16 protein-coding genes are annotated in these 17080 nt (G+C 69.3%); 8 read left to right on the top strand and 8 right to left on the bottom strand.

All coding sequences use genetic code 11. The features are described from left to right. Positions 1 to 157 precede the first annotated feature (157 nt). From D571_RS0107760 to D571_RS0107740, 5 genes are read right to left on the bottom strand one after another with little or no spacing between them, the layout of a single operon-like run. The gene (locus D571_RS0107760) at positions 158 to 1702 is read right to left on the bottom strand and encodes a glycosyltransferase family 39 protein (RefSeq protein ID WP_018936114.1); all 1545 of its coding nucleotides are present in this window, start codon (positions 1700 to 1702) and stop codon (positions 158 to 160) included. Beyond that, complete coding sequence (locus D571_RS0107755) at positions 1699 to 2460, bottom strand: SDR family oxidoreductase (RefSeq protein WP_018936113.1); 762 nt, start codon at positions 2458 to 2460, stop codon at positions 1699 to 1701. The genes D571_RS0107760 and D571_RS0107755 overlap by 4 nt, the downstream gene beginning before the upstream one ends. Then, positions 2457 to 3752: an FAD-binding oxidoreductase gene (locus D571_RS0107750; RefSeq protein ID WP_018936112.1), complete on the bottom strand. Its 1296-nt coding sequence runs from the start codon at positions 3750 to 3752 to the stop codon at positions 2457 to 2459. The genes D571_RS0107755 and D571_RS0107750 overlap by 4 nt, the downstream gene beginning before the upstream one ends. After that, on the bottom strand, positions 3749 to 4738 hold the full coding sequence (locus tag D571_RS0107745; protein ID WP_026287695.1) for a lysylphosphatidylglycerol synthase transmembrane domain-containing protein: 990 nt from the start codon (positions 4736 to 4738) through the stop codon (positions 3749 to 3751). Before D571_RS0107745 ends, D571_RS0107750 begins: the two co-directional genes overlap by 4 nt. Next, positions 4735 to 5646: a decaprenyl-phosphate phosphoribosyltransferase gene (locus D571_RS0107740; protein ID WP_018936110.1), complete on the bottom strand. Its 912-nt coding sequence runs from the start codon at positions 5644 to 5646 to the stop codon at positions 4735 to 4737. The genes D571_RS0107745 and D571_RS0107740 overlap by 4 nt, the downstream gene beginning before the upstream one ends. Positions 5647 to 5815: 169 nt before the next feature. Here D571_RS0107740 and D571_RS0107735 point away from each other — a divergent pair, with 169 nt between their 5' ends. The 3 genes from D571_RS0107735 to D571_RS0107725 all read left to right on the top strand — a co-directional run bounded on the left by D571_RS0107735 (position 5816) and on the right by D571_RS0107725 (position 7678). After that, positions 5816 to 6322, top strand: coding sequence for a hypothetical protein (locus D571_RS0107735; RefSeq protein WP_018936109.1), 507 nt, complete (start codon positions 5816 to 5818; stop codon positions 6320 to 6322). A 1-nt stretch (position 6323) separates the two neighbouring features. Next, a complete protein-coding gene (locus D571_RS0107730; RefSeq protein WP_018936108.1) occupies positions 6324 to 7217 on the top strand; it encodes a DMT family transporter in 894 nt (297 codons plus the stop codon). Positions 7218 to 7324: 107 nt separating this feature from the next. Continuing rightward, positions 7325 to 7678, top strand: a complete 354-nt coding sequence (locus D571_RS0107725) for a DUF4870 domain-containing protein (RefSeq protein WP_018936107.1) — start codon at positions 7325 to 7327, stop codon at positions 7676 to 7678. 30 nt (positions 7679 to 7708) lie between these two features. Here D571_RS0107725 and fdxA read toward each other — a convergent pair whose 3' ends face one another. The 3 genes from fdxA to D571_RS0107710 all read right to left on the bottom strand — a co-directional run bounded on the left by fdxA (position 7709) and on the right by D571_RS0107710 (position 11644). Next, positions 7709 to 8032 (bottom strand): ferredoxin FdxA, encoded by a 324-nt coding sequence (gene fdxA, locus D571_RS0107720; protein ID WP_018936106.1) that lies wholly within the window; start codon positions 8030 to 8032, stop codon positions 7709 to 7711. Positions 8033 to 8166: 134 nt separating this feature from the next. Continuing rightward, positions 8167 to 10827: a DNA mismatch repair protein MutS gene (gene mutS / locus D571_RS0107715; RefSeq protein ID WP_018936105.1), complete on the bottom strand. Its 2661-nt coding sequence runs from the start codon at positions 10825 to 10827 to the stop codon at positions 8167 to 8169. Positions 10828 to 10906: 79 nt separating this feature from the next. Continuing rightward, positions 10907 to 11644, bottom strand: coding sequence for a hypothetical protein (locus D571_RS0107710; protein WP_018936104.1), 738 nt, complete (start codon positions 11642 to 11644; stop codon positions 10907 to 10909). 127 nt (positions 11645 to 11771) lie between these two features. Here D571_RS0107710 and D571_RS0107705 point away from each other — a divergent pair, with 127 nt between their 5' ends. The 5 genes from D571_RS0107705 to alaS all read left to right on the top strand — a co-directional run bounded on the left by D571_RS0107705 (position 11772) and on the right by alaS (position 16989). Further along, entirely contained in the window at positions 11772 to 12098 is a 327-nt protein-coding gene (locus D571_RS0107705; RefSeq protein ID WP_018936103.1) for a PilZ domain-containing protein, read from the top strand. Beyond that, positions 12095 to 12604 (top strand): CinA family protein, encoded by a 510-nt coding sequence (locus tag D571_RS0107700; RefSeq protein ID WP_018936102.1) that lies wholly within the window; start codon positions 12095 to 12097, stop codon positions 12602 to 12604. The genes D571_RS0107705 and D571_RS0107700 overlap by 4 nt, the downstream gene beginning before the upstream one ends. A gap of 100 nt (positions 12605 to 12704) precedes the next feature. Then, positions 12705 to 13754 (top strand): recombinase RecA, encoded by a 1050-nt coding sequence (recA, locus tag D571_RS0107695; RefSeq protein WP_018936101.1) that lies wholly within the window; start codon positions 12705 to 12707, stop codon positions 13752 to 13754. After that, positions 13735 to 14235, top strand: a complete 501-nt coding sequence (locus D571_RS0107690) for a regulatory protein RecX (protein WP_018936100.1) — start codon at positions 13735 to 13737, stop codon at positions 14233 to 14235. The genes recA and D571_RS0107690 overlap by 20 nt, the downstream gene beginning before the upstream one ends. Before the next feature lie 138 nt (positions 14236 to 14373). After that, on the top strand, positions 14374 to 16989 hold the full coding sequence (gene alaS / locus D571_RS0107685; RefSeq protein ID WP_018936099.1) for an alanine--tRNA ligase: 2616 nt from the start codon (positions 14374 to 14376) through the stop codon (positions 16987 to 16989). The last annotated feature ends 91 nt before the right edge of the window (positions 16990 to 17080 follow it).

Raw genomic sequence — 17080 nt, 5'->3', positions numbered from 1 at the left:
GGAAAGAGCGCATCTGGATCCTCCTCGCGAGATTTAGGGCTTTGACGTTGGTTCGAGGGAAGCCCGGGGGTGTGCGCTCGAGAATGCCAAAGGCGCTCACAGGAGGCCCCCTTCATTCGGAGGGGGCGTCCAACATTTGCCTCGGGTGAGTGAGGGGTTAGGGGGTGCCTGAGGTCCCGTAACGCTCGCGGAAGGCGCAGCGGCCCTCGGGGAGCCAGGCGGGGATGTCGTAGTAGCGTTCGAGGACCGGGCGCAGGACGTCCTCGTGGTAGGTGGCGTAGTCGAAGCCGTGGCCTTCGGCGACCTGCCAGGGGATGCCGCCGGCCTCGCCGGTGCGGATCTCGACGCGGTCGAAGAACGGTTCCAGGTCTTCGCGGTCAACCTCGCCACGGCGCGGGATAAACACAAAGTTCTCGCCGTCGAGGGCACGGAAATCGGTGATCAGATCGTCCTGGCGGCCGTAGTGCGAGCCTTCGCCGAAGACGCCGAAGTAGTGCCCGGAGTAATGGCTCAGCATGGCCGAGCGCGAGTAGCTGCGGGTGAAGAAATGCCAGTCTTCCTCGGACCGGTCCGCGTCGGCGTAGGGCTCGGTCAGCGCGGCGACCTCCTCGGGTGCGAGGTAGAACACCGCACTGGCGTGGTCGCCGTGGCCGCGCAGCCAGTCCACCGGCAGGGTGGCGATGGCCAGCAGCAACAGCGCGTGCAGCAGGGCCAGCAGGCCGGACAGCCAGACCGAGATCCGCAGGGCGCGGGTGATCAGGAACAGCGCAGGCACCAGCAGCAGCGGGGCGAACACCGCCAGCCAGTGAAGCCCGATCCCGGCGAACGGCGAGAGCAGGGCGAACAGGCCCAGCGGGATCAGCCCGGCGGAGACGAACACCCCGAGGCGGTGTTCGCGCACGCCCTGCACCACGGCCGGGCGCTGGCGCGCGAGGAACCACAGCAGCCAGGGCGTGAACAGGTACACCAGCAGGGCGGCATAGGTCAGGGTGCCGCCGGGGGCGAAGCCGTCCCCGCCGTGGCGGTTCACCACGTTGAACATCACGTTGTACCAGCAGTTGTCCCAGTTCCAGTACAGGTTGAGGGCCACCGCCGGCAGTACGCCGAGGATGATCAGCAGCAGGCCGCGCCAGTGCTCGCGGGCGAACAGCACGATGTGCAGGCCGATGGCCACGCCCAGCAGCACCGCGAAGTATTTCGACAGGAACGCCAGCCCCAGCGCGACGCCGCCGAGGAAGAAGGCCGGGGCTGCCACGCCCGGGCGCGGTTCCCGCAGCGCGTACCACACCAGTCCGGTGGCCAGCAGGCCGAACAGGATCAGCGGGGTGTCGGTGGCCACCAGCACGGCGATGAACAGCAGCGGCATGAACAGCGCCAGCAGCGAGACCAGGCGCGCGCGCACCGGGTCGTGCCGGTGCCACAGGGCGAGGATCAGCAGGGCAGGGGCCACGGACACCAGGATGCCCGGGATGCGGATCACCAGCGGGTGTTCGGACACTGCGGTGACCGCGCTCAGCCACCAGCCGATCATCGGCGGGTGGTCGTAGTAGCCGAGATCCGGGTGGGCGGCCCAGACCAGGAAATAGGCCTCGTCGCCGGTGATCGGCAGCAGCGCGGCGATCAGCGCCTTCAGCGCGATCACCGCGAGCAGCACCGCCGGGTAGTGGCGGGCGGGCCAGGGGGCGTCGGCGGGCAGGCTCACAGCCGCAGATGCCGGAACAGCGGGTCGGGGATGGCGCGGATGATCGTCATGATCACCCGCCAGAACCACGGCAGATAGGCCACCGCGCGGCCCCGGCGCAGCGCGCGCAGGATGCCGCGGGCCACGGTGTCGGGCGAGGCCCACAGTGGTCCCGAGCGGTCGAAGCCCTCGGTCATCGGTGTGCTCACGAAGCCCGGCTTGAGGGTGACCACGTCGACCCCGGTGGGTGCGAGGCGATGGCGCAGGCCCTGCAGATAGGTGGCCAGCATGCCCTTGGCGGTGCCGTAGACGTAGTTGCTCTGGCGGCCGCGGTCGCCGGCGACCGAACCGATGGCGCCGATCACGCCATGGCCCTGCGCCTCGAAGTCGGGGGCGATGCGGGTGAGCAGGGCGACGGCGCTGGTGCCGTTGATGCGCAGCGCCTCCTCGGTGGCCTCCACCGAGTTATGGCAGGTGACGGGATCGGGCAGGCTGCCCCAGGCCAGCAGCGCGGCATCCACCTCGCCCAGGTGCTCGCGGGCGGCGGTCCAGGCGTCGGCTTGGGTGGCCGGGTCGGCGGGATCGGCGGCCAGGCCGCGGATGCGCTCGCCCGCCGGGTCGTTGCCGCGCACCCGCAGGTCGGCCAGCAGGCTTTCCAGCCGTTCGGCGTTGCGCGCCACGCAGAACAGGTGCGCGCCATCGGCGGCCAGGCGACGGGCCACGGCGGTGGCGATGGCGGAGGTCGCGCCGAAGATCACGACGTGGTTGAGCGGATTCATGCGGTCACCCGGCGCCAGAAGCTGGAGGAGAATTGAGGGTCGGTCAACTTAGCGAACTCGATCCATTCGGGAAACCCGGCACGGAACATCGCGCCGGACATGCGGGCGTCCTTGGCCGGGTAGAGCGCCCCGTGCGCCTCGCGCACCACGCGATCCAGGCGATCGAACAGCGCATGGGTCGCCGCCCCGCGATCGGGGAAATCCAGCGCCAGGGTGGTGCCCGGGCGCGGGAAGGACAGCATCCCGGCCGGCGGCTGGCGGCCGAAGGTCTTGAGCACGGCGAGGAACGAGCCCTGGCCGCTGCGCGCGATCTGGCGCAGCAGCTCGGCGACGGCGTCGCGCGCGGTGCGTTCGGGGAGCACGCACTGGTACTGGTAGAAGCCCCGGCGGCCGTAGATGCGGTTCCAGTCGCGGATCCCGTCCAGCGGGAACAGCCAGCCGCGATGATGCGCCGGATGCGGACTGCGGCGCAGCGGCTGGCGGAAGTACAGCTCGTTGAACGCGCGCAGACCGGGGCCGTTGACCAGCGAGAACGGCGGGTCCACCGGCACCCGCCGCCGGGGTTCGCGGAAGCGGGCGCGCGGGGGCGGGGCGATCGCGTGGCGCCCGGCGGAATAGATCCCGCGTCCGGCGGGCTGGCGGTGCCCGTCCGCCAGGCAGTCGATCCAGGCGACGGTGTAGGGCCATTCGCGGCGCGCGCGGGCATCCAGGGCCCAGAAATCATCCAGACTGTGGAAGCGTTCCGACCACACCGACATCCAGGCCGAGGACACCGGCACGAGCTGCAGGGTCACGGTCTCGATCAGCCCGGTCAGGCCCAGCCCGCCGACGGTGGCGGCGAACCAGCGCGGGTTGTGCTCGGGGCTGGCCTCGACCCGTCCGGCATCGCTGCGGTGCAGGGTCAGACGCTTTACGTGCGCACCGAAGCTGCCGGCGACGTGATGGTTCTTGCCGTGCACGTCGTTGGCCACCGCGCCGCCCAGGGTCACGAAGCGGGTCCCCGGGACCACCGGCGGGAACCAGCCGCGCGGCACGCTCAGTTCCAGCAGTTCGTCCAGCGTGACCCCGGCCTCGGCGGTGAGGATGCCGGTCGCGGGGTCGAACTCGACGAAGCGGTCCAGCCCGCGGGTATGCAGCAGATGGCCGCCGGCGTTGAGGCAGCAGTCGCCGTAGGAGCGCCCCATGCCGTGGGCCAGCAGCGGCCCGTCCGGCAGCCGGTCCGGACGGAACGCCGGCGCGCTGTGCGCGGCGTGTTCCACCCGCGGGATGCGGTTCCAGCCGCTGGTCGTCATGCCGGCCCCTTGTCGCGCTGGGATTCCGGGGCTGCGTCGGTGCGTGCGTCGGGGTGGCTGCCGAGCGCGAACAGGCCCAGCATGACCGCGAACCACAGGGTGGTCAGGCGGATCAGCGTGGTCGCCGCCACCGCATCCGCCGCCGGCATGTCGTGCAGCAGGAGCAGGCCGATCATCACCGCCTCGGTGCCGCCCAGCCCGCCGGGCAGGAAGCTCAGCGCCCCGGCCAGCATGGCCAGGGCGAACACGAAGGCGGCGAACGCGAATCCGGCCTCGAAGCTCATCGCGTTGAGGATCCACCAGAAGGCCAGCGCCTCGGCGCTCCAGGCCACCACGCTCAGGACGGTGGCGCCGGCGAGCAGGTTTGGGGTGTGGCAGCGCCGCGCCTGCAGCAGGATGGTGGCGGTGTGATGCAGGCCGCGCCACAGCCGCCGGCCGGGGCGGTCCGCATGGCGTTGCAGGGCCTCCAGCGGTCGGCGTTGCGACAGCACCAGCAGGGCCGCGGCCACGGCCGCGACGCCGGCCAGGATCAGCGATTCGCCGTGGGCCACCAGGGTCAGGCCCAGCATTGACAGCAGCACGACGGCGACCAGATCCGACAGGCGTTCGCTGACGAACGCCGCGAAGCTGTCGGGATAGGGGACGCCCCGACGCTTGAGCAGCACCCCGCGCAGGGCCTCGCCGGCCTTGCCCGGTGTGGTGGTCAGGGCAAAGCCGGCGAGGTAGATGTGCAGGCTGGCGGGCGCGGCGATGCGATGCGCCAGCGCCCGCAGATACAGCTGCCAGCGGGCGAACCGCAGGCTGTAGTTCACCAGCGACAGGGACAGGGCCAGCAGCAGGCCGAACGGGCCGACCTGCACCAGCGCGTGCCACACCTCTTCCGCACCGGCCCAGATGGCGATGCCCAGATACGCCGCGGCGGCCACGATCACCGACAGGATCAGCCCGCGCAGGCGCCAGCCGGTCAATACCGGCTTCCCGCTCACGACAGCACCGCGAGGGTCACGCCCAGCCAGGCCACCACCGTCACCAGCAGATGGGCATCGGTGAACAGGTCGCGCGAGGTGTCGCCGCCGCGCCCGCGGAAATGCAGCAGGAACAGGTAGCGGAAGATCCCGTAGATCACGAACGGCAGGGTGTAGATCAGCTCATCGGTGCCGTGCAGGGCGATGACCTCCGGGCTGACGGTGTACAGCCCGTAGGCGATCACCGTGCAGGCCGCGCTGATCGCGATGAACTGGTCCAGCAATGCGGTCGAGTAGTCGTCGAGCACGCGCCGGGTGTCGCCCCGGGATTCAGGTGATTCCGCTGCGGGATCCGTCGCGGGTATCGGACCTGCGGTCGCGGCGGCCCCCTCCAGCTCCGAGCGGCGCTTGGCGAAGCCCAGAAACAGGGTCAGCATCAGGCCACACAGCAGCAGCCACTGCGAGGGTTCGATGCCCAGGCCCAGGGTTCCGGCGAGGATCCGCAGCATGAAGCCGCCGGCGATGCTGAAGACATCCAGGATCACGACATGCTTCAGCGCCACCGAATAGGCGATGTTCAGCACCAGATAGCCCGCCAGCAGCCCGGTGACCCAGGCGCTGACCAGCAGCCCCAGGGCCAGCGCCAGCACCACCAGCACGCTCAGGATGACCCGTGCGGCCGGGATGCCGATGGCCCCGCTGGCCAGCGGCCGATGGCGCTTGGTCGGGTGCCGGCGGTCGGCTTCGACGTCGAGGATGTCGTTGAGTACGTACACCGCGCTGGCCATCGCGCAGAAGGCGAGGAAGGCGAGCGTGGCCGCCAGCAGGGTCTCGCCCTCCCAGGCATGCGCGAACACCGGTCCCAGGAACACGAACCCGTTCTTGATGTACTGATGCGGGCGCAGCAGCTTGACCAGGGAATGGATCATGGGTGCCTGCGGTAGGGGCCGACGAACCGGGCTGGCAGTCTAAGGAAACGCCGAAAAATGTGCACGTTCGCGCTCATGCGGGGCGTGGCCGGTTTCGCAGTGTGCGCGTTCCTGATCGGTTACCATCCCGCGGAGATTTATGCCGAATTCGTTGTCACGGGAGTCCCTGATGAAAGTACCGTCCGTCTTCAAGAAGACCGCTGTCCTGTCCGCTGGTCTGGCCCTTTTCCTGGCCACGGGGCCCGCGGTCGCCGATCTCACCGAGGGTGAGGCCTTCCCCGAAGTGACCCTGAGCGATCAGCACGGGGAATCGCTGGAACTGCCCGGCGATGCCCGCGTGGTGCTGATGACCGTGGAGATGGCCCCGGCCGACATCACCAATGATGTCCTCGCCGACATGGGTCCGGAGGCGATCGAGGAGGCCGGTATCCGCTACGTGGCCGACACCCACGGAATGCCTCCGTTCGTGCTGGAGAACGTGGTCATGCCGCGCATGCAGGAGCGTGCCTATACCATCGGAGTGACCGAGGGGCCCGAAGACATGGGCTTCATGCCGCACCGGCGCGACCACGTGAGCGTGGTGTTCCTGGACGGCGAAGGCACGGTGACCGGTACCGGTTCCGCCAGCAGCGAGGCCGCCCTGCGCGAACTCCTGGAGGACGCCGGCACCGACTGACATGGCCTTTCTGCTGGGGCTGCTGACCGCGCTGGGCTACGGCGCGGGGGATTTCCTTGGCGGTCTGGCCTCGCGGCGAGCCCCGGCTCTGGTGGTAGCCTGCTACTCGCAGCTGCTGGTGACCGCCCCGTTGCTGGGGGTGGCGCTGCTGCTGGCCGGTCTGCCGGGGGCGTCAGCCCTGGGGTGGGGTGGTGCCTCCGGGGTCGCGATGGCACTGGGGCTGCTGGCCTACTACCGCGGACTGGCCGAGGGTTCGATGGGGCTGGTCGCGGCCGTGACTGGCGTGCTCTCGGCGCTGGTGCCGCTGGCCGCGGGCCTGGCACTGGGGGAGCGCCCGGGCTGGCTGGCCCTGACCGGCATCGTGTCGATCGTGGTGGCCATCGCGCTGGTCTCGGGTGGGGCACGTGAGGCCAGCCCGCGCGATCTGGACGCCCCGGTACGTGGAGGGGATGCCCACGGCCACCGCGGCCCGCATCCTCTGCTCGGGGTGTTCGACGGCATGATCGCCGGGGTCGCGTTCGGGGCGGTGTTCGTGTTCCTGGATCAGGCGGCCGAGGGTTCGGCCCTGTGGCCGGTGGTAATGGCCGGCGGCGTCGGCGGCCTGGTGCTGCTGGGCGTGATGCTGTGGCATCGCCCCGATCGACACATGGCGCGCAGCACGCTGGTGCTGATCGCGCTGGCGGGGCTGCTGCAGGGGCTGGCGACCCTCGCCTTCGTGGTGGCGGTGCGCATCGGGTTGCTGTCGGTGATCGCGGTAGCCGGGGCGCTGTCGCCGGCGCCAACCGCGCTGCTGGCCCGGTTCTTTCAGGCCGAGCGCATGAGCCGGCTGCAGCTGGCGGGCTTTGGCTTCGCCCTGGTCGGGATCGTGCTGATCGTGCTGGGCGGGGCGGGGTGAACCCGGCGGGCAGGCGTCGTCAGGCGCCGTATTCGCGTGCAAGCACGTTCCCACAATGGTATGAAGCCGGGCCAGCAGGGTTCAGGAACGAAACAGGAGAGAGAGGCATGGACACGGAACTGGCGAATCAACCCCGCACCGACCGCACCTTCGTTACAGTGATTTACGTGCTGTATTTCGTCGGCTTCTTTATCGCCGTTACGGCCCTGGTCGGGGTGATCATGGCGCACGTGAAGCGCAGCGATGCGGACGCGATCAGCGAGACCCATCTCCAGTATCAGATCCGTACCTTCTGGATCGGTCTGCTGATCGCCGTGGTGGCGACCCTGACCGCGGCGATCGGCATCGGAATGATCGTGGCGCTGCTGTTCGTGGTTTGGGTGCTGGTGCGCTGCATCAAGGGCGTAATCCGCAACAGCGACGACCGGGCCATCGAGGACCCGGCCACCTGGCTGTGGTAAGCCCCGCGGCGCGGGGCTTCGGGCGGGGCCTCAGCGCTCCAGGTACTGTAGCTTGCCCTCGACGCCGTCCCATTCCTCGGCGTCCTCCGGCGGATCCTTGCGCTGGGTGATCACCGGCCAGGTGCGCGCCAGTTCGGCGTTGAGTTCGATCATGTGCACCTGATCCTCGGGCACGTCGTCCTCGGGGACGATCGCCTCGGCCGGACATTCCGGCTCGCACAGGGTGCAGTCGATGCATTCGTCGGGGTCGATCGTGAGGAAGTTGGGGCCCTCGTGGAAGCAGTCCACCGGGCAGACTTCGACGCAATCGGTGTACTTGCACCGGATGCAGTTCTCCAGAACGATGAAAGCCATTGCGCTTCTCCATTGTGTCGTGTTGCGACGCCACGGCTCCTTCGTGCCGTCGGCCGGTCGTGCGCAGGCATTGTAACCGCTCGCTTCGCGCCTTCGTGAATCCCGGGCAAAGCGGCCGTAATTGGCGCCGGGGTTCAGTCGCGCGCCTGCCCCGCGAGGGTGGACTTCAGCCGGTAGAGCGTGTCCAGCGCCTCGCGCGGACTCAGGTCGTCGGGGTCCAGGTCGGCCAGTGCGCGGATCACTTCGGGGGTGGTGTCGGCGGACACGTCGCCGGCCGGGTCCGGCGCCGCGGGCTGCGGGACGGGCCCCGCTGCGGGTTCCGGCGGGAACAGTCCGAGCTGTGGCGAGCCGGTGTCGTGCGCGCGGGTCTCCAGTTCCGCCAGGTGGGTGCGGGCGCGTCGCAGGACATCGGCCGGGACCCCGGCCAGCGCGGCGACCTGCAGGCCGTAGCTCTGGTTGGCGGGGCCCTCGCGCACCTGGTGCAGGAACACGATATCGTGGCCGTGTTCCACCGCGTCGGTGTGGATGTTGGCCACTGCGGGTTCGCCTTCCGCCAGCGCGGTCAGCTCGAAGTAGTGCGTGGCGAACAGTGTCAGCGCGCGGTTCTCCCGCGCGAGGTGTTCGGCACAGGCCAGTGCCAGCGCGAGGCCGTCGAAGGTGGAAGTGCCGCGCCCGATCTCGTCCATCAGTACCAGGCTGCGCTCGCCGGCGTTGTGCAGGATGCTGGCGGCCTCGGTCATCTCCACCATGAAGGTCGAGCGCCCCGAGGTCAGATCGTCGGAGGCGCCGATGCGGGTGAAGATGCGGTCCACCGGCCCGATGCTGGCGTTCGCCGCGGGCACGAAACTGCCCATGCAGGCCAGCAGCACGATCAGTGCGGTCTGGCGCATGTAGGTGGACTTGCCGCCCATATTGGGGCCGGTGATGACCAGGAGCCGGCGGCTCTCGGGATCCAGCCGGGTGTCGTTGGCCACGAACGGGGTGTCCAGGCTGGCCTCGACCACCGGGTGGCGGCCCTGCTCGATGTGGATGCCGGTCTCGGGCACCAGTTCCGGGCGGCTCCAGTCGAGCCGCCGGGCTCGTTCGGCCAGGGTGGTCAGCACGTCCAGCCGGGCCACGGCGTCGGCGATCGCCCGCAGGCGGTCGGCGCGGCCATGCAGGCCGGCGAGCAGGTCGTCGAACAGCTGGCGCTCGCGCGCCAGGGCCTGTTCCCTGGCGGACAGGATCTCGTCCTCGAAGCGCTTGAGTTCCTCGGTGGTGTAGCGTTCGGCGTTCTTCAGGGTCTGCCGGCGCATGAAGCGTCCGGGCAGTTCCTCCGAGCGCGAGCGGCCCACCTCGATGTAGTAGCCGTGCACCCGGTTGTAGGCGACCTTGAGGGTGGCGATGCCGGTGGCCTCGCGTTCGCGCGCCTCCAGGTCGCGCAGGAAGCCGTCGGCGTTGTGCTCCAGATCGCGCAGGCGGTCGAGCTCGGGGTCGAAGCCGGGGCGGATCAGGCCGCCGTCGGTGACCCGGATCGGTGGTTCGTCCACCAGTGCGCGGACCAGGGTGTCGGCGAGCTCGGGTTCCGGGGCGAGATCCGCATGCAGCGCGGCGAGGATCCCGGCCTCGATGGCGGCGTCGGCCAGACCGCCGTGCAGGCCGGGCAGGCGCTCCAGCGACGCCTGCAGCGCAACCAGATCGCGTGGCCGGGCAGAGCCCAGACTGATCCGCGAGACGATGCGCTCGACATCGGCCATCCCGGTCAGCGCCTCGCGCAGCGTTTCCTCCGCGCCATGGTCCAGCAGTGTGGCGATGCCCTGCTGGCGTTCCCGCAGCAGGGCGCGGTCGGCCAGTGGCTGATGCAGCCACTGCGACAGCAGTCGGGCCCCCATGGGTGTGCGGCTGGTGTCCAGCAGGTCGAACAGCGAGCCGCGGCGTTCGCCGCTCAGGGTGCGGGTCAGCTCCAGGTTGCGCCGGGTCGCCGGGTCCAGCATCAGCATCTGCCCGCGGTGTTCGCGCCCGAGCCCGGTGATGTGGGCGAGGTTGCCACGGTGGCGGGCCTGGACGTAGGCCAGCAGGGCGCCCGCGGCGGCCAGGCCCAGCACCAGGTCGTCGCAGCCGAAGCCGGCCAGATCGGTGGTGCCGAAATGCCGGGTCAGGGTGCGCTGCGCGGAGACTGCGTCGAAATGCCAGTCGGCGTGCAGGCGCGGCGCCCAGGTCTCGATCCCGGGGATCGCCGGGGCCGGATCGGGGATCAGGCATTCGACCGGGTCGAGACGCGCCAGTTCGGCCTGCAGCTCGTCGGCGTCGGCAACCTCCAGCACCCGGAACCGGCCGCTGGCGAACTCCAGGCTGGCGATGCCGTAGCCCTCGCCGCGGCCGCGCACCGCGGCGCTGGGTGCCGGGCACACCGCGACCATGCGGTTGACCTGGCGCGCCTCCAGCAGGGCGTCCTCGGTGACCGTGCCGGGGGTCACGATGCGCACCACCTCGCGCTTCACCGGGCCCTTGTTCTCGCCTACCTGCCCGGTCTGTTCGCAGATTGCCGCGCTCTCGCCCAGCTTCAGCAGGCGGGCGAGGTAGCTCTCCAGGGTATGCACCGGGATCCCGGCCATCGGGATCGGCTCGCCGGCCGACTCGCCGCGCCGCGTCAGCGTGATGTCCAGCAGCCCGGCGGCCCGCTCGGCGTCGTCGTAGAACAGCTCGTAGAAATCCCCCATGCGATAGAGCAGCAGGGTCTGCGGATAGTCGGACTTGATCCGCAGGTATTGCTGCATCATGGGGGTATGTTTTGACAGGGCGTCCGCGTCGCTCACTGGCCGTTCCTGCTGTTCGGGGGCGTCGGTGGCCGGATTGTAACGGGGCGGGCCGGTGACGTGGCGACTCGGGGATCGGTCAGGCGGTCGCGACCGGGCGTTCTTCGCGGCCCTGGCGCGAGCCGGTGTAGCGCCAGGCCTTGCGGAAGGTGGTGCGCAGCGGGGATTCGAGGTGCGCCCGGGCGCGGGCCGGGGGGATGCCGTGTTCGCGGCAGAACAGGGCCAGGGCCCAGGCGAGTTCGTCGCGTCCCAGGTCGGCGTCGCGGTCGGCCGACGGACCCTTGCAGGCACCACAGCCGTTGACCCGTACGCGAAAGGCGGTGTTGGCGAGGAATACGCCGAAACCCATGCGCGTGGCGACCAGTTCGGCGATGGCATCGGCATTGCCTTCCGCGGCCGGGGCCGGTTCGCGGATGCCCTCGACCCACCACGCGGCCAGTTCCTGCGCGAAGGTGCCGACCAGGGCCTGGCGGTTGCCGATCAGCTGCGGGTCATAGTGGAAGATACGCTGACCGCCGGTGCTGGCCGTGCCCAGTGCGGTGACCGGCTGCGGGGTCAGGCCGCCGGGTTCGGCCAGTCTGGCCGGTTGCCGGTCCATGCCGGTGTGCTGGCGCACACTGGCAAACACCTGTTCGGCCATCCCGTGCGGGGTGTTCGCCTCGCCGGGGAAATGCTCGCGGATGGGCAGGATCAGGTTCGGCGGGTCGAACGGGCGGTCGGCCGCCGGCTGACGGTCGATCCATGCGAAGACTGCGCGGATCCATTCGCGGGTATCGGGGTCCAGGACCGGGTCGGGCTGAAACAGGCTGGCAAGCATGGCGGAGGGACCGGATGGGCTGTCGCCTCATCGTATTCGATCCGGGGGCATGACGGGCAGCCCCTGCAGCAAAAGCGACGGAATGTGTCAGACTTCAGGCTCCCGAAATCCGCAGGGCAGGGTAACGATGTTTGGCGAGGAAGATCGGCGGCGGGATCGCCGCATTCCGCTGGGGGTGACCGGCGAGGCGATCTGGACCGGTTCCGGGCAGTTCACCCGGGTCGAGGTCCGCGATCTGGCGGCCGGGGGGTGTGCGCTGACTACGGGGTTCGAGGTGGATGCCGGCGTCGCGCTCACGTTGACCGTACCCAGCCCGGATCCGCGCATCGAGAATCTGCGCCGGTGGGGCCGGGTGGTGCGCTGCGAGGCGATCGGGACCGGTGCCGACGGACAGCGTCAGTGGCGCCTGGCAGTGGCGTTCGAAGACACGGACGACGGAGGTTCCGGCTCATGACCGAGTTGCGCAGGGCGGACCTGACCGGGCTTTCGGCCCTGGTGTATGACCTGGGCGAGCGCATGACCGTGCAGGGTCGGGTGCTGGCGACGGTGGAATCCTGCACCGGCGGCGGGATCGCCCAGGCCCTGACCGATGTGCCCGGGAGTTCGGCCTGGTTCGAATGCGGCTGGGTGACCTACAGCAACGCGGCCAAGACCCGTCAGGTGGATGTGGATCCGGCGCTGCTGGAGTCCCGCGGTGCAGTCAGCGAGGCGGTGGCGGCGGCCATGGTGACCGGGGGACTGGCCCGCAGCACGGCCGATCTCGCGCTTTCGGTCACCGGCATCGCCGGGCCGGGCGGCGGGACGCCGGACAAACCGGTGGGCACGGTGTGCTTCGGCTGGCAGATCCGCGACGGGGCGGTGCGCACCGAGACTCGGCATTTCGACGGCGAGCGCCACGAAGTGCGCCGCCAGGCCATGCTGCACGCCCTGGCCTCGCTGCTGGAACACGAACTGGGTTGAGGTTCGCCCGACGCGGCCGTTCCCGATCTTGGGTCGCATCCGTGGCTGTGGGATACTGCCGCACCAAACGCCCGAGCACTATCCATTCCGGAGGCAGATCGTGGACGAGAATCGCAAGAAGGCCCTGACGGCCGCACTGGGTCAGATCGAGAAACAGTTCGGCAAGGGTGCCGTGATGCGAATGGGCGACCGCCAGGCGGTGGATGTGCCCTCGATCTCCACCGGTTCGCTGGCGCTGGACGTGGCGCTGGGGATCGGCGGCGTGCCGCGCGGGCGCGTGGTCGAGATCTACGGACCGGAGTCCTCGGGCAAGACGACCCTGACCCTGCAGGTGGTGGCCGAGGCGCAGAAGGCCGGCGGTACCGCCGCGTTTGTGGACGCCGAGCACGCGCTGGATCCGACCTACGCCGAGAAGCTGGGCGTGAACGTCGACGATCTGCTGGTCTCGCAGCCGGACACCGGTGAGCAGGCGCTGGAGATCGCCGACATGCTGGTGCGCTCCGGCGCGGTGGACGTGGTGATCGTCGACTCGGTGGCGGCGCTCACGCCCAAGGCCGAGATCGAGGGCGAGATGGGCGATTCGCACGTCGGTCTGCAGGCGCGCCTGATGTCGCAGGCGCTGCGCAAGCTGACCGCCAACATCAAGCGCTCCAATACGCTCGTGATCTTCATCAACCAGATCCGCATGAAGATCGGTGTGATGTTCGGCAGCCCCGAGACCACCACCGGCGGCAACGCGCTGAAGTTCTACTCCTCCGTGCGCATGGACATCCGCCGCATCGGCGCGATCAAGAAGGGCGACGAGGTGATCGGCAACGAGACCCGCGTGAAGGTCGTGAAGAACAAGATGGCGCCCCCGTTCAAGGAGGCGCATTTCGAGATCCTCTACGGCGAGGGGATCTCGCGCGTGGGCGAGTTGATCGAGATGGGCGTGAAGGAAGGCCTGGTCGACAAGTCCGGTGCCTGGTACAGCTACAACGGCGAACGAATCGGCCAGGGCAAGGAGAACGCCCGCCAGTTCCTGAAGGACAACCCGGACAAGGCCGACGAGATCGAACGCAACTTGCGCGAGCGTTATCTGCCGTCGGCGGCCGGCAAGGGTGCGGACGACGCCGAGGCCGCGGTCGAGGATGCCGAAAGCCCGTCGTAAGGGCGGGGCGCCGGTCGACCCGGCCGATCCCGAGGCGGCCCTGGAGGCCGGACTCAAGCTCCTGGTACGGCGCGAACACGCCGCGCTGGAGCTGGCGCGCAAGCTGGCGGAGCGCGGCTTCGAACGGGACGCGGTGGATGCCGCGCTGGAGCGCGCGCGCGAACTGGACTACCTCAACGAGAGCCGCTACGCCGAATCCATGGCCCGCCACCGCGTCGGCCAGGGCTACGGCGAGCAGCGCATCCGTGCCGAACTCGCGCACAACGGGATCGATGGCGAGACCGTGAGCCTCGCCATCGAGGCGCTGGAGGTCGACTGGGTCGAGCAGGCCCGCGGCCAGCTCGAACGGCATTTCCGCCAGCCCCCCGCGGCCCGCGAGGACGAAGCGCGCATGCTGCGTCACCTGGCCGGTCGCGGTTTCCCCGGCGATGTCGCCCACCGGGCGCTGGCCGTCTGGAAGGAGGCCGAGTCCCCGGACTGATGTGCTCCGGCCTGAGGGGGCTTGATTGCAAGCTAAATCGGGCATCACGGCATGGCCCGAGGCTGCGGGCGGCAATACGCGGGTCCGGAGTCAGCGTGATACGATTCCGCTTTTGACCCCATAGCCGACCGGACACGCATGAAGAGCGCCGATATACGCCGGAAATTTCTCGACTTCTTTGCGCAGCACGATCACGCCGTGGTGCCGTCCAGCCCGCTGGTACCTGCCAATGACCCCACCCTGCTGTTCACCAACGCAGGGATGGTCCAGTTCAAGGATGTGTTCCTGGGGCGCGAGAAGCGCCCGTATACCCGTGCGGTCAGCAGCCAGCGCTGCGTGCGCGCCGGTGGCAAGCACAACGATCTGGAGAACGTGGGCTATACCGCCCGGCATCACACGTTCTTCGAGATGCTGGGCAACTTCTCGTTCGGCGATTATTTCAAGCGCGACGCGATCCACTACGCCTGGGATTTCCTCACCGACGTGCTGGGCCTGCCGCCCGAGCGCCTTTGGGTCACGGTCTACGAGACCGACGAGGACGCCTACAACGTCTGGGCCAACGAGATCCGGGTCCCGGCCGAACGCATCATCCGCATCGGCGACGATCCGGACGGCGGCTCGGACAACTTCTGGCAGATGGGCGACACCGGGCCCTGCGGTCCCTGCACCGAGATCTTCTATGACCACGGTCCCGAGGTTGCGGGTGGCCCGCCGGGGTCGGCGGATGAGGACGGCGACCGCTACATCGAGGTCTGGAACCTGGTGTTCATGCAGTACGACCGTGACGCCGACGGCACACTGAACCCGCTGCCCAGCCCGTCGGTGGATACCGGCATGGGCCTGGAGCGCCTGTCGGCCGTGCTGCAGGGTGTGCATTCCAACTACGAGATCGACCTGTTCCAGGATCTGATCGCCGCGGCGCGGCGGGTGACCGGTGCGCAGGAGGCCGATTCCGCCTCGCTGCGCGTGATCGCCGACCATATCCGGTCGATCGCGTTCCTGATTACGGACGGTGTGCTGCCCTCGAACGAGGGGCGCGGTTACGTGCTGCGGCGCATCATCCGGCGCGCGGCGCGTCACGGCTTCCAGCTCGGCTCCGAGGATGCGTTCCTCTACCGCCTGGTGCGCCCGCTGATCGACACCATGGGCGAGGCCTATCCCGAGCTGGTCAAGGCCGGCGAGCAGGTGGAGAAGGTCCTCGAGAAGGAGGAGCGCAAGTTCCTCGAAACCCTGGACCACGGCATGAAGATCCTCGAGGAGGACCTCAAGGATCTGCAGGGCCGGGTGATCCCGGGCGAGACCATCTTCCTGCTCTACGACACCTACGGCTTCCCGGTGGACCTGACCGGCGACATCGCGCGCGAACGCGACCTGGAACTGGATATGGCCGGTTTCGAGAAGGCGATGGAAAAGCAGCGCGAGCGGGCACGCGCCGCCTCCCGCTTCAGCATGGACACCGGCAACCTGCCGGGTCTGGAAGACCACGCGACCGAATTCTGCGGGTATGAGTACCTGGAGGGCGACGGCCACGTGGTGGCGCTGTTCCGCGAGGGCGAGGCCGTGGATCGCCTGGAGGTCGGCGAAGAGGGCGTCGTGGTGCTCGACCGCACGCCGTTCTATGCCGAGTCCGGTGGCCAGGTGGGCGACATCGGCACCCTGTCGGGTTCCGGCGTGCGTTTTCAGGTGCAGGACACCCGCAAGCAGGCCGCGGCGCATCTGCACGTCGGTCAGGTCCGCGCCGGTACCCTGGAGGTCGGTCAGAGCCTGTCCGGCTCGGTGGAAGGCCCGCGGCGCGAGGCGATCAAGCGTCACCACTCCGCCACGCATCTGCTGCACAAGGCCCTGCGTGACCAGCTGGGCGATCACGTCCAGCAGAAGGGCTCCCTGGTGGACTCCGAGCGCCTGCGGTTCGACTTCACCCACATGGAGCCGCTGACCGCCGAGCAGCTGAAATCCATCGAGGATCAGGTCAACGGCGAGATTCTGGCGAACGAGGCCACCGACACCCGCATCATGGATATCGACTCGGCCATGGAGTCCGGCGCGGTGGCCCTGTTCGGCGAAAAATACGGCGACGAGGTGCGGGTGCTGAAGATCGGAACCTCGGTCGAGCTGTGCGGTGGCACCCACGTGGAGCGCACCGGTGACATCGGGCCGTTCCGGATTACGGTCGAAGGCGGGGTCGCCGCCGGGATCCGCCGGATCGAGGCGGTGGCCGGCGAGGTGGCCCTGCGCTGGATGGACCAGCAGCTGGGGCATCTGGATGCGGTGGCGGACCGTCTGCGGGCCGGCCGCGCCGACGTACCGGACAAGGTGCGCCAGCTGCAGGAACGCAATCGCGAGCTGGAGAAGGAGGTCGAGCGCCTGAAGGGCAAGCTCGCCAGCCAGGCCGGCGACGATCTCTCCAGCCATGCAGTGGAGGTCGACGGGCTCAAGGTTCTGGCGGCCCCGGTGGAGGGCGTGGAGCCCAAGGCCCTGCGCGACATGGTCGATCAGCTCAAGCAGAAGCTCGGCCGCGCCGTGGTGGTGCTGGGCACCGCTACCGACGAGGGCAAGGTCTCGCTGGTGGCCGGGGTTACCAAGGAGGAAACCGGCCGGATCCGTGCCGGCGATGTGGTGGGGCGCGTGGCCGCGCAGGTCGACGGCAAGGGTGGTGGCCGCCCGGACATGGCGATGGCCGGCGGCCAGAGTCCGGAAAAACTTGAGGCCGCGCTGGCCTCGGTGGAGGACACGGTTCGCGACTTGCTCGGCTGACGAATTTCCCGAGCTACTGGACGGGTTTGCTGTGGATGCATCCCGATTTCGTGTTTAATGCGCCGCCTTCGGGCCGGACAGGGATTCTGCA

The sequence above is a fragment of the Thioalkalivibrio sp. ALJ24 genome (assembly GCF_000377785.1).
Taxonomy (GTDB): domain Bacteria; phylum Pseudomonadota; class Gammaproteobacteria; order Ectothiorhodospirales; family Ectothiorhodospiraceae; genus Thioalkalivibrio.
This window is presented reverse-complemented; position numbering and strand designations above follow the sequence as displayed.